This window comes from Bowmanella denitrificans (assembly GCF_002887595.1).
GTDB lineage: Bacteria > Pseudomonadota > Gammaproteobacteria > Enterobacterales > Alteromonadaceae > Bowmanella > Bowmanella denitrificans.
In genome coordinates this window covers 559,874-574,505 of the sequence record NZ_PEBU01000001.1, presented here as the reverse complement: position 1 = coordinate 574,505, position 14,632 = coordinate 559,874, and the positions used below count along the sequence as shown (strand labels likewise).

At 49.7% G+C, this 14,632-nt stretch carries 10 protein-coding genes; 6 read left to right on the top strand and 4 right to left on the bottom strand.

Annotated elements, in window-relative coordinates; genetic code table 11:
• Nucleotides 1-55: 55 nt before the first annotated feature.
• Nucleotides 56-2,227, bottom strand: a complete 2,172-nt coding sequence (locus CSR04_RS02630) for a methyl-accepting chemotaxis protein (RefSeq protein WP_102794662.1) — start codon at nt 2,225-2,227, stop codon at nt 56-58.
• Nucleotides 2,228-2,636: 409 nt separating this feature from the next.
• Between CSR04_RS02630 and CSR04_RS02625 the strand changes: the two genes are divergently transcribed.
• The 3 genes from CSR04_RS02625 to CSR04_RS02615 all read left to right on the top strand — a co-directional run bounded on the left by CSR04_RS02625 (nt 2,637) and on the right by CSR04_RS02615 (nt 6,271).
• A complete protein-coding gene (locus CSR04_RS02625; RefSeq protein WP_102794661.1) occupies nt 2,637-2,969 on the top strand; it encodes a DUF3718 domain-containing protein in 333 nt (110 codons plus the stop codon).
• A gap of 132 nt (nt 2,970-3,101) precedes the next feature.
• The gene (locus CSR04_RS02620; protein WP_245921308.1) at nt 3,102-4,412 is read left to right on the top strand and encodes a DUF2252 family protein; all 1,311 of its coding nucleotides are present in this window, start codon (nt 3,102-3,104) and stop codon (nt 4,410-4,412) included.
• Nucleotides 4,413-4,444: 32 nt separating this feature from the next.
• Complete coding sequence (locus CSR04_RS02615) at nt 4,445-6,271, top strand: alkaline phosphatase D family protein (RefSeq protein WP_245921306.1); 1,827 nt, start codon at nt 4,445-4,447, stop codon at nt 6,269-6,271.
• 34 nt (nt 6,272-6,305) lie between these two features.
• Here CSR04_RS02615 and CSR04_RS02610 read toward each other — a convergent pair whose 3' ends face one another.
• Together CSR04_RS02610 and CSR04_RS02605 are read right to left on the bottom strand one after the other, a co-directional pair.
• Complete coding sequence (locus CSR04_RS02610) at nt 6,306-7,334, bottom strand: methionine synthase (protein ID WP_102794659.1); 1,029 nt, start codon at nt 7,332-7,334, stop codon at nt 6,306-6,308.
• A 28-nt stretch (nt 7,335-7,362) separates the two neighbouring features.
• Nucleotides 7,363-8,340 (bottom strand): DUF1852 domain-containing protein, encoded by a 978-nt coding sequence (locus CSR04_RS02605; RefSeq protein WP_102794658.1) that lies wholly within the window; start codon nt 8,338-8,340, stop codon nt 7,363-7,365.
• 267 nt (nt 8,341-8,607) lie between these two features.
• Here CSR04_RS02605 and CSR04_RS02600 point away from each other — a divergent pair, with 267 nt between their 5' ends.
• The gene (locus CSR04_RS02600; RefSeq protein ID WP_102794657.1) at nt 8,608-9,492 is read left to right on the top strand and encodes a LysR family transcriptional regulator; all 885 of its coding nucleotides are present in this window, start codon (nt 8,608-8,610) and stop codon (nt 9,490-9,492) included.
• Between the two features lie 275 nt (nt 9,493-9,767).
• Here CSR04_RS02600 and CSR04_RS02595 read toward each other — a convergent pair whose 3' ends face one another.
• Nucleotides 9,768-11,300 carry a sigma-54-dependent transcriptional regulator gene (locus CSR04_RS02595; RefSeq protein ID WP_102794656.1) on the bottom strand — a complete coding sequence of 511 codons (1,533 nt, stop codon included), beginning with the start codon at nt 11,298-11,300 and terminating at the stop codon, nt 9,768-9,770.
• Between the two features lie 201 nt (nt 11,301-11,501).
• On the opposite strand from CSR04_RS02595, the gene CSR04_RS02590 reads away from it, so the two are divergent.
• Complete coding sequence (locus tag CSR04_RS02590) at nt 11,502-12,434, top strand: diguanylate cyclase (RefSeq protein WP_216362495.1); 933 nt, start codon at nt 11,502-11,504, stop codon at nt 12,432-12,434.
• Between the two features lie 86 nt (nt 12,435-12,520).
• Nucleotides 12,521-14,599, top strand: a complete 2,079-nt coding sequence (locus CSR04_RS02585; RefSeq protein WP_102794655.1) for a TonB-dependent receptor plug domain-containing protein — start codon at nt 12,521-12,523, stop codon at nt 14,597-14,599.
• Nucleotides 14,600-14,632 lie beyond the last annotated feature (33 nt).

Genomic DNA, 14,632 nt, shown 5'->3' with positions numbered 1-14,632 from the left:
CATTGAGCCAGAAACGAACACCCGCCCACAGTGCGGGTGTTTTTGTTTGCACGGCTTACTCGGTTTTTAACTTATCCAGTTGTTGTTGCAGTTGCTTAACACTGTCACTGATAGCGCCAGCGCTTTGTGTTGAAGAACTGGCCAGCTCCGCTACCTGACGGGTGGCGTCGCCAATGGACACCATATTCTGATTAATCTCTTCGCTCACTACGCTTTGCTGTTCCGCTGCGGTGGCCATTTGCATGATGCGATCAGAAATATGGGTAATTTCGCTGACGATATTGCTCAAATCGGCAAAGGCTTCCCTGGACTTATCCGCCGCCGAGCCAGCGCGGCTGCTGTTGGCGTCAATCACCCCCACTGTGGTTTTCACTTCTTGTTGCAAACCGGCAATCACATCGCCAATTTCTTTGACCGAGTCTGCAGTTTTAGATGCCAGTGCCCTAACCTCATCTGCTACTACGCTAAAACCGCGGCCATGATCGCCTGCTCTGGCAGCCTCTATCGCCGCATTAAGCGCCAGCAAGTTGGTTTGATCGGCTATCGCACCAATTACGTCGAGAATCTTGCGGATATCATTACTGCGCGATGCCACGGCGGATACCGCAGAGGCAGCCTGGCCCATATCTTCGGCCAGCTTGGTCACTTCGTCGACGGCAAATGACAGGGTTTGTTCTGTGGTATTAGCCGAATCTCTGGCCGATTGTGCACTGTCGGCGGCGTCGTTGGCATGTTTGGCCACGTCGCTGGCAGTGGCCGACATTTGTGTAATCGCTGTCACCACGCTGTCTATTTCTTCGTGCTGGCGGTTTATCTGGCTGCTGGTTTGCTCGGCATACCCAGAGGTCTGATGGGCACTTTGTGAAACATCACGACTGGATGATTTTACTGACTGCAGCAGCAGGCGAATTTTTTCCTGGAACTGGTTAAAACCTTCAGCCAGCTCAATCAATTCCTGGTGAGTACTGACATGCAGGCTGTTGGTCAGATCGCCACCCTGTCCTGCCAGTTCCTTCATACGCTGCGCTACCAGTTGAAGTGGACTGACAATACTGCGGGTAAACAGCCAGACGATGGCCAGTGAGGCACCCACCAGAATTAAAGCGATTAACAGAAGCTGGCCCAGCAGCGCAGAGACTTCCTCCTGAATAGCAGTGGAAACCTTGCCAACCGCTGCCATGGCAGAAGGGTAGTCCACGCCGATAATCAGTTGCCACTGAGTTTGTGCGGTTTTTATTTCAACTTGATTGGCAACATACAGGAAGTTATCCAGCTTCAACGTGTCACCTGACGTTGCTAAACCGCGCAGTTGTCTGGCCTGTTCGGCATTAACGACTTCGGCAAAAGGCCTGGCTAACTTATCCGGATTGCTGCTGGCGGCCACCAACATACCGTCCTGGCTGACCAGAAACACTTTGCTTTTACCGGCAAACAGTGACGCTGCCAGTTGCTCTGCTCTTTGTTGCAAAATGGGGAGGTTCATATCGGCACCCACCACACCGCGAAACCGACCCTGGGCAATCACCGGCACGGTCAGGCTGGTCATCAGTTCTTCATAGCCCGGGCGAATTTCGTAGTTGTAGGGATTGGTCAGACAAGGGCGCATTTTTTCCTGATTACACAAGTACCATTCTGCTGCGCGAAATCCGAATTCATCCCGCGTGGTGTCGTGTTTCTCATCAGCATCTTCTACCGGTTCCTGGTTGATATTGCCGTTAGACTCACGGACGAAATAAATCTCCAGTGTCCCGGCTCCAGGTACCGAATGGCTGGCATTGCTAATATAGTCCTGGTCTTTGTCATAAAAGCCTCCGGCTTCAAACTGGGCATACAAGGACGAAGACGGGCTGGCGCTTAAGGTATAGCGCACCAGGTCTTCCACCTGTTTGCGGGTTAGTGGTTGTGCCCCGGGGGTTTCAATGGTTTTGCCTAGCTGGCTGGCAACGGCTTTAGGGTACTGATAAACACTCTCTATGCTAGCGGCTACCTCGGCAGCGTGCATACCGGCTTGCGCTTTAAGGCTCTCTGTTACGCTGCTTTCCAACTGCTGCGACACCTGGCCGACTATGACCTGTTCAGAGCGATTCAGAGACCAGTTGCTGTAAAGTAAAAACGCCAGAGTGACCAGTATCAGCAACAAACCCACGGTGAGTAGCAGTTTAATGGCCAGTGAGGCTTGTTTAATGGAGAGGGTGGGAGAAGAAGGCTGTTTGGCGATTTTTTGCATAGCGGACCACAACTTGTTGTTATCTCAGAACCTAAGTAACAGTGATGCGATGTTCCTGAATCACTGCAGAAAATTCCAATTCCGTCTGAAAATTCTATTTCCCTGAACCACTTGTATCGTCAATTTTGGAAAAACTAGCAACAAAAAATTAAAACTAATGCAGTTAGTGTGTACAGAGGACTCAGAAAAGCCAAGTTTATAAGACAATTTTTTGCACACAATTTGAATTTTAATTTCATTTATTTATATGTAACGCGCTGCAAGGGGCGTCGGCAGCACATATTGTGTTTCATTTGGGACAGATTACAAATATTTAACTGATTGAAAACAATAGAGACACAGACCAAAAAGCAGAACCGGGTAGGCTTAATCAGGCAAGCATGTGCTTGTTCTTTAACGAGGTGAACCTATGAAAGCCCTAAGCCTGTTTTGTGCCACTACGTTGCTTAGCGCCCCTGTAATGGCCAACACTGATGACAAACCAATATCACGTTATGCATTTACCGGTGATGTGGCCTTTGCCAACTTTTGCCGCTCTGCACTGAAAGACGACGTAGCCTTATTGCGCCGCTCGGTATTTCAGGAAATTGGTCGGGTAGCCAGCAGTGAAAACGGTGTCTACCGGACGGTATTAGCTTTGGATGGCCTGAAATGTGATGGTCTTAATCTGGTGGATTTTGCCAGACAGCGTCAGGCTGAGTCAGTCTATCAGTATCTGAGCAAAAAGGCCCAAAGCCTATGACAACGCAGAATAAGGCCGCCTGCAAATTGCAGGCGGCCTGATCTTGCTGTTTTCTTCCTCTTTGCCCGGCTCTGTCAGTACGTTAAGGTAAGTAACATCAGTTTATTGCTTTTCTCAGTGTAAGGAGAAGCATTGCAACGTATCAGGCAAATAGAAACCGAACTTGTCCGTGTTGACGGTAAGCTTGGCGTGGGTAAGCACCGGAAAATGATCGCAAATCCCTATGTGTTTATGCGTGGCGCAGCTCAGCTGTTTTACGCTGACCTGGCCAGTGGCTTGTTGAATTTACCGCAAGCGCTACTTTCTGTTCCTTTGACGATCGTGATGGGGGATTGTCATTTGGGCAACTTTGGGTTTTTAACTGAAGAAGGCTCCCATGGCGATCAGGTTATTTTTTCTCCCAATGATTTTGACGATGCCTGTATTGGCCATGCGGTGTGGGATCTGGCGCGCTTTTGTTCCAGTCTGTTGCTTTGTGTTGATTATTGCCAGGGGTTGTCTGCAGGGCGCTATAACAATGGTACCCAATGCCAGGAGGACCCTGCGGTCAGCCCGGAGCAGGGACTACAGGCCATGCACGGATTTCTGGACCAATACCTGAACATCTGTAAAGCCAGTATCGATGTGCCTGAGTCGCGCATGCAGGTACTGAAGTTGTTTAAAAAGCCTCATCTGCTGGCTAAAAAGCAGAAGAAAGCCGTGGCACGAGCAGCCGGAGGTGAGCAATTTCACAGTAAAAGTGCGTTAGCCAAGGCCGTGGATCTGTCGCAGTTTCCGCCCAGATTTCGTCATCTACCGGATAAATTTCGCCCCCTGACCGCTGAGCTGGATGCCAGTGTGCGCCAGGCGTTTGCACCCTATATGGATGATGCGATTCTGGACATCGTACGGCGACTGGATGCAGGCACGGGCTCGGCCAATATGCAGCGTTTTTATATGCTGGTGGGGCCAGCCAATTGCGCTTCACCTGACGACCTCCCTCTTTGCCATGTGGTGGAAGTGAAGAAACAGCGCCAGGCCGCGCCATTGCATTGGTTTGCCGATTTAAGCCAGGTGAATCAGCTAAATCCGGCGCATCTTACCGCAGTCTGTCAGCGCCGCATGCAACGTCGGCCAGACTTACTGTTGGATGAAGTATACTGGCAGGGCGAGCACTACCTGGTGCGTTCCCGTCACCATGCCCGAGTGGGGATTGATCCTGAAGATATCGGTTTGGGTAATAAGGCCGTCAGCGGTGGTTTTGTTGCTTATGCACAGGCTTGTGGTCAGGCATTGGCGCTGGCCCATTGTCGCGGTGACAGACGTTCGGTGCGTTTTGAAACGGCGATGGCAGATTTGTTGCCCGGTCATAAAGAGGCGTTGATAAAAGCCGTATCTGACTATGCCAAATATCAATTGGATGATTGCAACCTGCTGAAATCCCTGTTAAAAATCAATTCGTGAGCGATACTCTTCCGTTAATTCTAGCCGGCCCTGTGCTTAGGCACTGCACAGATACCCAGTTAACCTTGTGGCTGGCAACCTCCCGTGCCTGTGATTTCGCCCTGCAACTTAACACCGCAGATGGCAGCGTTTTCTCTGCAAAAGCAACCAGAACAGAACAAATCCAGGTTGGTACACATTGTCATATCCAGCTACTGCACTTTCAACTGGATAGTCCGCTGCAGGAACACCAGTATGTGCATTATGACCTGCTGGACGAACAACAGCAGGGCCTGACAAAACATATTGATGGCTTGTGTTATCAAGGCGAAACACAGCCTGGCTATATGCTGAAGTCGCGCGTGGATAATCTGCTACATGGTTCTTGCCGCAAGCCGCACCACCCCAGCAGTGATGGCTTACTCGAGGTCGATAAATTGCTCGCCAGGCATCGCCATAGTGACAGCGAACGCCCTGCTATGCTGTTATTTTCCGGTGACCAGGTCTATGTGGATGATGTGGCCGGCCCTACTCTTTGGGCTATTCATCAGGTGATCGAAAAACTCGGTTTATACAGCGAGACCTTTGCAGGAGCGACGGTCACATGCAGTGATCAATTGCGTGAAAGCAGCCATTGCTACTACATGCGTGAGCAACTGCTACCGAAAAACAAAGCCAATGAAAAGCTGGTGGAGCGCTTCTTTGGTGGGGCCAGGAAACCTATTTTTACTTCGTCCGGGGCACATAATCATCTGATCTGCCTGGCTGAGATCGTTGCCATGTACCTGCTGGTGTGGTCTGACACTTGCTGGCAGTGGGTTGATTTGGCTAGTGGCAGAGCGCGGATTGACGACAAGTTTAAAGCCCGTTATGACAAGGAATGCCTGGCAATAAAGGATTTTGTCGCGGGCTTGGGCCAGGTTCGCCGGGCTTTGGCGCATATGCCAACCTATATGATCTTCGACGATCATGATATTACCGACGACTGGAACCTGACCCGGGGTTGGGAAGAATCCGCCTATGGTCACCCATTTTCCCGTCGCATTATTGGCAATGCCCTGATTGGCTATTTGCTCTGCCAGGGGTGGGGCAATCAACCTGAACGCTTTGACGAGCTACTGGCAGATATGCGCCAGAGTTTCCGTGACGGCCAGATACAAGCGCAGGATAGCTTGATAGACAAGCTGCTGGACTGGCAGGACTGGCACTATCACCTGGCCACCTCACCGAAAATCATTGTACTGGATACCCGTACCCATAGATGGCGCTCAGAAAGCAGTGCGGCCAAGCCATCAGGTTTGATGGACTGGGAATCATTGTCTGATTTACAACAGCAGTTAATTGGTGAACCGGCGGTGATTCTGGTGTCGCCAGCGCCGATCTTCGGTGTGAAGCTGATTGAGGCGGTGCAGCGCATTTTTACCTTTTTTGGCAAGGCTCTGATGGTGGATGCAGAAAACTGGATGGCGCATCCCGGTGCCGCCAATGTGATTCTGAATATTTTCCGCCATCACAAAACACCGCCACATTTTGTGATCCTATCCGGTGATGTGCACTACAGCTTTGTCTATGACATTACCCTGCGTTTTCGCAAACACAGTCCACAAATATTGCAGGTGACGGCCAGTGGTATTAAAAACTGTTTTCCGGCGGGACTGCTGCGCTGGTTTGATCGGATCAATCTGTGGCTGTATGGCAGTCGTTCACCGCTTAACTTTCTGACCAAGCGCCGTCGTATGCTGATAAAGCGCCGCCAGCCCCAGGGGCAGCCTGGTGTGCTGTATAACAACAGTGGCATTGGTCAGTTATGTCTGTCGGATCAATATGAACATATTCAGGCCCGGGTGATCAGTAAAGATAAAACCGTGGAGTTCAAGTAAGCTTTCCCTGAACTCCAGGGTTTATGGCCTGAGTTTAGGCTTGCAGTTCTTTGCGGACAATCTCAGCCCCGGCACTGAGCGCTTGCAGCTTGCCTCTCGCTACCTGGCGGGACAGCGGTGCCATACCACAATTGGTGCAAGGGTAGAGTTTGTCGGCGTCAACAAACTGCAGGGCTTTTCGCAGGGTGGCGGCAACGTCCTCTGCTGTTTCAATGGTATTGGTTGCCACATCAATGGCACCGACCATGACTTTTTTACCGCGAATCAGTTCTAGCAAATCAATTGGTACGCGGGAGTTATGACATTCCAGTGAGATGATATCGATTTTAGATTTTTGCAGTTTGGGAAAGGCCTCTTCGTATTGTCGCCACTCAGAGCCCAGGGTCTTTTTCCAGTCGGTATTGGCTTTAATGCCATAGCCGTAGCAAATATGTACCGCCGTCTCGCATTTAAGGCCCTCTATGGCTCTTTCCAGCGTGGCAATACCCCAGTCATTGACCTCATCAAAAAATACATTAAATGCCGGCTCATCAAACTGGATAATATCCACTCCCGCTGCCTCTAATTCCCTGGCTTCCTGGTTGAGGATTTTGGCAAATTCCCAGGCGAGCTTTTCACGACTTTTATAATGATCATCATACAGGGTGTCGATCATGGTCATCGGGCCTGGCAGCGCCCATTTTATCGGTTGTCTGGTTTGCTGGCGCAAAAACCTGGCATCTTCGACAAAAACCGGCTGTTGCCGGGAAACCGCTCCAACTACAGTCGGAACGCTGGCATCATAGCGATCACGAATCTTAACGGTTTTGCGATTCTCGAAGTCCACGCCGCTAAGGTGTTCAATAAAGGTCGTAACGAAATGCTGGCGCGTCTGCTCGCCGTCACTGACGATATCAATGCCAGCCTGTTGCTGTTCCTGCAATGACACACGCAAGGCATCCTGTTTACCGTCAATTAATTCCTCCCCCTGTAATTTCCAGGGGGACCAAAGTGTTTCAGGTTGTGCCAGCCAGGAAGGTTTAGGCAAGCTGCCCGCGGTTGAAGTCGGTAGTAAAGTTTTCATAATCGCTGCTGCTGTATCTTCTGATTAATTAAAGAGAGAAATTAGCTGACCACTGCTCAAGTATATTTTGGTAAGGTTTGATAAAGTGTTCTTCAGCAAATTTACCCTGCTTAATCGCCAGCTTGCTGCGCTCTTCCCGGTCATACACAATTTGAGTTAACGAATGGTCTGAGTTTTTCAGATTGGGTTTGTAGCACTTACCGGCAACCGCATTGGCGTTATATATTTCTGGCCGGTAAATCTTCTGAAATGTTTCCATCGTACTGATAGTACTGATAAGTTCCAGGTTGGTGTAATCATTAAGTAGATCACCAAAGAAATAGAAGGCTAACGGCGCAACACTATTGGGTGGCATAAAATAGCGAACCTGCAGCCCCATTTTTCTGAAATATTGTTCAGTCAGAGACGATTCATTGGGCTGATACTCAAAGCCTAATACCGGATGCTGATTTTCGGCACGGTGATAAGTCTTGTTATCCGACACGCTCAGACAAATAACCGGTGGCTTGTTAAAATTCTCTTTGTAAGCACTTGAGTTGACAAAGTACTTGAATAGCTTTCCATGCAGCTCACCAAAATTATCCGGAATACTGAATACGCTTTGGTCCTTATTGTGATTAAGCAGTAATACGCTAAAGTCGTAATCACGCACATAGGAAGAAAAATTATTCCCGACAATCCCTTCAATGTGCTCGTTGGTTTTATGATCAACAATATTGGTCTTTAATACTTCAATGGATGGGAAAGTCTGACCGCTACCTTCAATATCTATATCTACGGAAATAATTTCCAGTTCAATAGAGTAACGATCGCCGTTAGGGTTGTCCCAATGCGCTCTGGAATTAAAACTGTTGTCTATCATTTTTAAGGCGTTGCGCAAATTCTGCTGACGGCTTTCACCTCTGGCCAAATTCGCAAAGTTGGTAGTAATGCGTGTATTGTCTGATGGGTGATAATTCTCATCGAGACAGATACGTTTAATTGTGAAAGTAAAGTCATTATTCATTGTCATCTGGCATCCAATTTTTGAGATAAAACCTGAATTGAGTCCCTGCTCTTTGCTGACTTTCCAACTTCTTCTTCACATTATTGCAGTCAGTCGTTGTCACCACTTGATTGACTTGATTCCAATCGCATCATCAAGAAACCGCGGTGATCTTGTATAGAGTTGAGAGCATAGGGTGATTTATACTTGGACCATTTTATGAATAAAAATGATTTATTCTCATTGATTCATGAGTGATACTCATGATTTAAGGTTTGGAACGATTTCATGCTGGAACGTATTCATCTGGCGATCCTGTCCGCCATTGAGGAGCAGGGTACGCTGACCCAGGCGGCCGAGGCGCTGAATTTAACCCAGTCGGCGCTAAGCCACAGCATTAAGAAGCTGGAAGGACAGATTGGTACCGCCATCTGGGAAAAGCAAGGTCGTAACCTGCGATTGACCGCAGCAGGCAAGCGCATTCATGCCTTATCGCGCAGGTTGCTGCCACAATTTGAGCATACCGAATTATTACTTAAACAGATTGCCAAAGGCGAGATGGGCTCGCTACGTATTGGCATGGAATGTCACCCATGCTATCAGTGGCTGCTCAAGGTCGTGGCACCTTTTCTGGAGCAATGGCCTGACGTCGATATTGATGTCCGCCAGGAATTCCAGTTTGGCGGCTTACGGGCGCTGTTTGATTACGAAATCGATATGCTGGTGACCCCCGACCCGCTATTTAAACCGGAGCTGGAGTATTTCCCGGTGTTTGGTTACGAGCATCGCCTGGTGGTGGCCAAATCGCATGCATTGGCTGAGCTGGAATGGGTCAAACCCGAACAACTTAGTAATGAGGTACTGTTTACCTATCCGGTGGAACCGCAGCGCCTGGATATTTTTAGTCAGTTTCTCAACCCGGCCCAATGCACCGTGCGCCAGCACAAAGTGATTGAAACAACCGAAATCATGCTGCAAATGGTGGCCAGTGGCCGCGGCATTTGCGCCTTACCAGGATGGTTGGTTCAGGAATTTGAATCGACCCTGCCCATCGCCAGTTTGCGGATTGGCGAAACGGGGATTCAAAAAAGCATCTACTTGGGGATCCGCAAGGGCGATGAACAGATCCCTTATGTCAGTGAATTTATTCACCTGGCAGAGCAAACTTCGTAACAACGGCGCTGAATTTGTATTTATACAAGATACAGCCACTTAGCTGGAGCACCATTAAACCAGCGACGGTCAGTTGGTTAGGATGGCTGTCATTATTCAGCACAGGGATTCCTCTCAGAGATAAACAACCGCCATAGCCCGGTACGGCCATGTGCACCGGGCAGGATCTGAATATCGCAGGAGCAAAAACAACGCCCATCTATTTTTTATTTTTCAATAAGATAGATTTTCTTCCAAGTCGTTTCGCTTATAGAGTTCTTATAGGATGTGGGCCGTCAGGCAGGAATATAAAACGCCCAGCGCCGCTGTCCTTGCTTTTGTAGTTTACCGTCTTTGTAGAGTTTTTTAAGCAGATAGGAAGCACGGCCATGGTCAACGCGCAGCAGTGCCTGAGCAGTGTTATTGTCAATACGGCCTGTATTGTTGGCATAGTTCATCAGTAAGGCTTCAGCAGATTCAGTGTTGCTGTGCGGCTTAGCAGGTTCATGGTAAGGAAGGTCCACAGCACTTTGCTCGGCAGACAAGTCAACGAAGCGCAGGTGGTGTGCGCCAATAGGCCTGCCGCGACTGGCAATCAGGGCATATTCAATCAGATTCTTTAGCTCTCTGACATTGCCCGGGTAGTGGTACTGTTGCAGTGCCAGTAACGCCTGTGGCGTTAAGGTGGGGTAGTCTTTGCCCATTTGACGTCCCAGTGACGTCAGGAAGTGGTCAACCAACAGCGGAATGTCTGATAATCGTTCCCGCAGTGGTGGCAACTGAATCTGATAACCTGCCAGACGAAAATACAGGTCCTGACGAAATGCCTGTTTGCGGATCTTGTCACTGATATTGGCGTTTGTTGCCGCCACAATACGCACATTCACCCGTCGGCTCTGGCGTCCGCCTACCGGCGTTACAATACCGTCTTCCAGTACCCTTAATAATTTGGCCTGCAAATGTATTGGCATATCGCCTATTTCATCCAGAAACAGCGTGCCACCATCTGCCTGAACAAAGTAACCACTTCTGTCACTGGTTGCCCCGGTATAAGCGCCTTTTACATGACCGAAAAATTCTGCATCGGCCAGCTCGGCGGGAATGGCGGAACAGTTAACCGCGACAAAGGCGCTGAGTTTGCGTTTGCTGCCAAAATGGATGGCTCTGGAAACCAGCTCCTTACCCGTACCACTCTCACCTAACACCAGAACGCTTGTGTCGGGTGCCTGTTGCAGGTTGCGCACTTCCTCAAGCAATTCGGCGACAACACGACTGTCGCCGACGAAGGCATCAATGCCCCAATGTTCTGCTTCCTGACGGCTGAGCGCTGACAAACGTTCATCCGCCAGTTGCAATGCGTGCTCTACTTGTTGTCGCTTGTTTACCTGCTCCTGCAGTTCCTTATTTAATTGAACCAGTTGTTGATTTTTCAAACGTAACTGCTGCTTTTGCTGGCTAATGGTCAGATGGGCCTGAATGCGCGCTAATACTTCGGGGCGTTGGAAAGGCTTACTGATAAAATCCACTGCGCCGGCATCAAATCCCCTGACTTTGCTATCAGTATCGGTCAGGGCACTCATAAAAATAACCGGACAATGACGGGTTGTTGGCATGTTTCTGAGACGGTCACAGACTTCATAGCCGTTAAGACCTGGCATCATAACATCCAGTAGGATCAGGTCCGGCACATACTCAGCAGCTAATTCCAGGCCTTGTTCGCCATCGGTAGCCACCTTAAGTTCTAATCCACACTCGGCCAGGTAGTTGACCAATAGATCCAGATTGTCCGGTTTATCGTCTACCAACAACACCAGAGGGATAGATGACATAAAGCACTCGCGACAATAACGGTGCTTGTTAGTCTATAAGAATCTATAAGCAAAGGAAGTGTTCTATAAGCATATTCGCTATAGGATGAATGTGAAGTTGGATTAATGCGTTGATATTTAAGATTATTTCAAGTTGGCGGTGGTTTTGCATTGAGATGCCTTGTTTAACCGAATTTATTTGCACCGCGTCTGAGAGAATTGATGAGTATTAAAATGGAATTCAAGCAACCTACCGTACTGGCCGTCGACGATATTCCGTCCAACCTGGATATTCTGGTTGCGCACCTGATAGAGGAAGACATTGAGCTGATGGTAGCATTGTCCGGCGAGGAGGCCCTGGCATTGGTGCATCAGCGCCGCCCCGATCTTATCTTACTGGACATTATGATGCCTGGGATGGACGGCTATGAAGTGTGCCGTCGGCTAAAACAGGACCCGTCCACCGCAGACATTCCCGTTGTGTTTCTCAGCGCCCGGGACAATGAGGTAGATATGGAGAAAGGCCTGAGTTTGGGAGCCATAGACTATATCAACAAACCCTTTTCCATTCCGGTCCTCAAGGCCCGGTTGCGTAATCATCTGGCACTGAAACAAAAAGGCGATAAGTTGGCGGAACTGGCCTGCACCGACGAATTGACGTCTCTGATGAATCGTCGCCACTTTAATCAGGTGTTCCGACAAGAATGGTTAAGAGCAATACGCAACAAATCGCAACTGTCATTGCTAATGATAGATGTGGACCACTTCAAAGCTTACAACGACAGATTCGGCCATACGCAGGGAGATGCGTGTTTGCAAGCCATTGCCAGAGTTCTGTCTATGGGGCTGCGGGACCCGGCCGATGCGGTAGCCCGTTTCGGAGGTGAGGAGTTTGTGGTGTTACTGCCTGACACGGATCGCGAGGGGGCTGCCAAGGTGGCCGAGCGTTTACGTCGGCTGGTTCTTGCCGAAGCGCTGCCTCATCCGGACTCTTCAGGTTGCTTCGTCAGTATCAGCCTGGGCGGGGCTACATGTTCTCCAGAGCAAAATATGGCTGAGTTGGCATTGTTGCAACAGGCCGACGAGCAGCTCTACCGGGCGAAACGCCATGGTCGAAATTGTTACAGCATGGAGCACAGAACCTGGCAGGATTAAGTTGACTGACGGCAGAGCGGATAAAAATGTTTGTTTGCCGCCAAACAGGCCATTAACCTACTGAAAATTGCAGTAACGAGAGCATAATGACAACAAAAAATCATGCGATTAGTAGCCCCTTGGTGGTAATCACGTTTTTAACCACTTTTGCGTTTTGGCGGCCAGTCAGTGCCGAAAACCTGGAGGAAATGCAGGAAATGGCCGAGCTGATGGCCATGCTTGAAGAAGAAACCGCCCTGGCTACCCATAGCAAAATGAACGCTGATTATGTACCTGGTATGGTCAGTGTATTGCATGGTGATGATCTTACCGAACGTGGTGTGCACAATGTTGGCGCTGCCCTGGATCAGATTGCCGGTTTTTACACTATGGTCAACAACAGCGGCGACATGGTTAGCGTGGTCAGGGGCATAGGGGCAACGCTAAATGGCAGCAACCTGAAAATTCTGGTCGATGGCGTACCGGTCAACCGCCCGGTGGATGCCTCGGCCGACTGGCTGATGCGCTTGCCAGTTAGTCAGGTGGAACGTATTGAAGTGGTGCGAGGCCCTGGTTCGGCACTGCATGGGGAATTTGCCTTTGCCGGGGTGGTGAATGTGGTTACCCGGCAACAAAATAGCCTGCTACTAAGAGCAGGTAGTCAGGATTACGGTCAGATCGATCTGTCACTGAATCACCAATGGCAAAACGGCCTGTCAACCTCATTCAATTTTTCAGCCTGGGATCAGAACGATGTTGGCAGACTGACCAATCCGGATAATTTTGCTCGTGGAGGGCATGGTTACTCACCTGGTGAAATCTATGATCGCGAAAAAGGTCGATTGCTGCTGGCCCAGGGCGAATATCAGGGCTATCAACTAAACCTCCAGTATGCAGAGGTTGAACGTGGCGGGTGGTATGGAAAAAACGCAGCCATGCCCCAGGCACTGGAACCCAGACTGGAGACAGTGCAGGGGATTCAGTTAAGGAAAAACTGGACCCTGGCAACAGACATGGAATTGGGTTTGACGCTGGCCAGTATGCAGACCCGCCTGAATGAAGCGACTTACTTGCCTATTCCAGCCGGTATTAATGGGCCTGGTGGCAGGCCAGTGCTGCGGGATAATTTCGTTCGTGAAGGCAGTGAAGACTCCACCTTGCGAGCCGCACTTGACTTGCATTGGCAGTTTTCAGCCAATCATCAATGGTATGCACAAATAAGTCATAGCCTGAATAAGGTGGATAATGCCTTCCACCAACTATATGCGCTGGGGCAGCCCATTGTAGAAAGCCCGCCAGAGCGTGTGCTGGTGATGCCGGGAGTAGAACGACGCCTGACCAGTATTACGTTGCAGGACCAATGGCAAGCCACAGACAAGCTGGAGATCACATGGGGCGCACGCTATGACAATTATGACGATTGGGGTAATCAAGCTTCACCCCGCATAGCGGCGGTGTGGCGACACAGCGACAGTCATATTTTCAAGGCGCAGTATGCCGAAGCGTTCCGGCCGCCTACTCTGAAAGAAAGCTACCCGGGCAGTCTGTCTGTGGTGGCGTCACAGTCCACCAAACTTAGCGAAGAGTCTTTGTCATCCAGCGAGCTGGCATATATCTATCGGGCGCCGGGTTTTAGTTTTCGCTCCACCTTGTTTTTCACCAAGGTTACTGACCTGATTGAATACTATCTGCGCCCAGGTCAATCCCCTGTTTGGCGCAATCGAGGAGATATTGACAGTCGTGGTGTGGAACTGGAATGGCAACAGGATATCAATCGAAACTGGCATTGGTTTGCCAACTTGTCTTATGTGCATGCCAAGGACCATCTGGATGAAACCGACGGCAAACTTCTGGGAGCGGTGGATTGGCTGGGTAACCTGGGGGTGACCTGGCGTTCTGATAGCATGGCGACCCATCAGGTAATGCTTCGCCACACAGGCACACAAGAGGGCTGGGATGTGCAATTGCGTACACCTGTTACTCGTGAATTTGATGCACACACTACCCTGGATTACAGCCTGACCATTAACGAATTGTTTGACCAAAATGGTCTGACGTTCACCGCCAGTATCAACAACCTAACGGACCGGGAGTATGACATTGTGCCAAATCTGATTCAGTACCCTGAAGGACTGCCATATGGTGGACGTCAGGCTTATGTGCAACTGCAATATGCATTCAGATAGGATTTGTCGTCATCCTGAAACAAGGTGATGCGA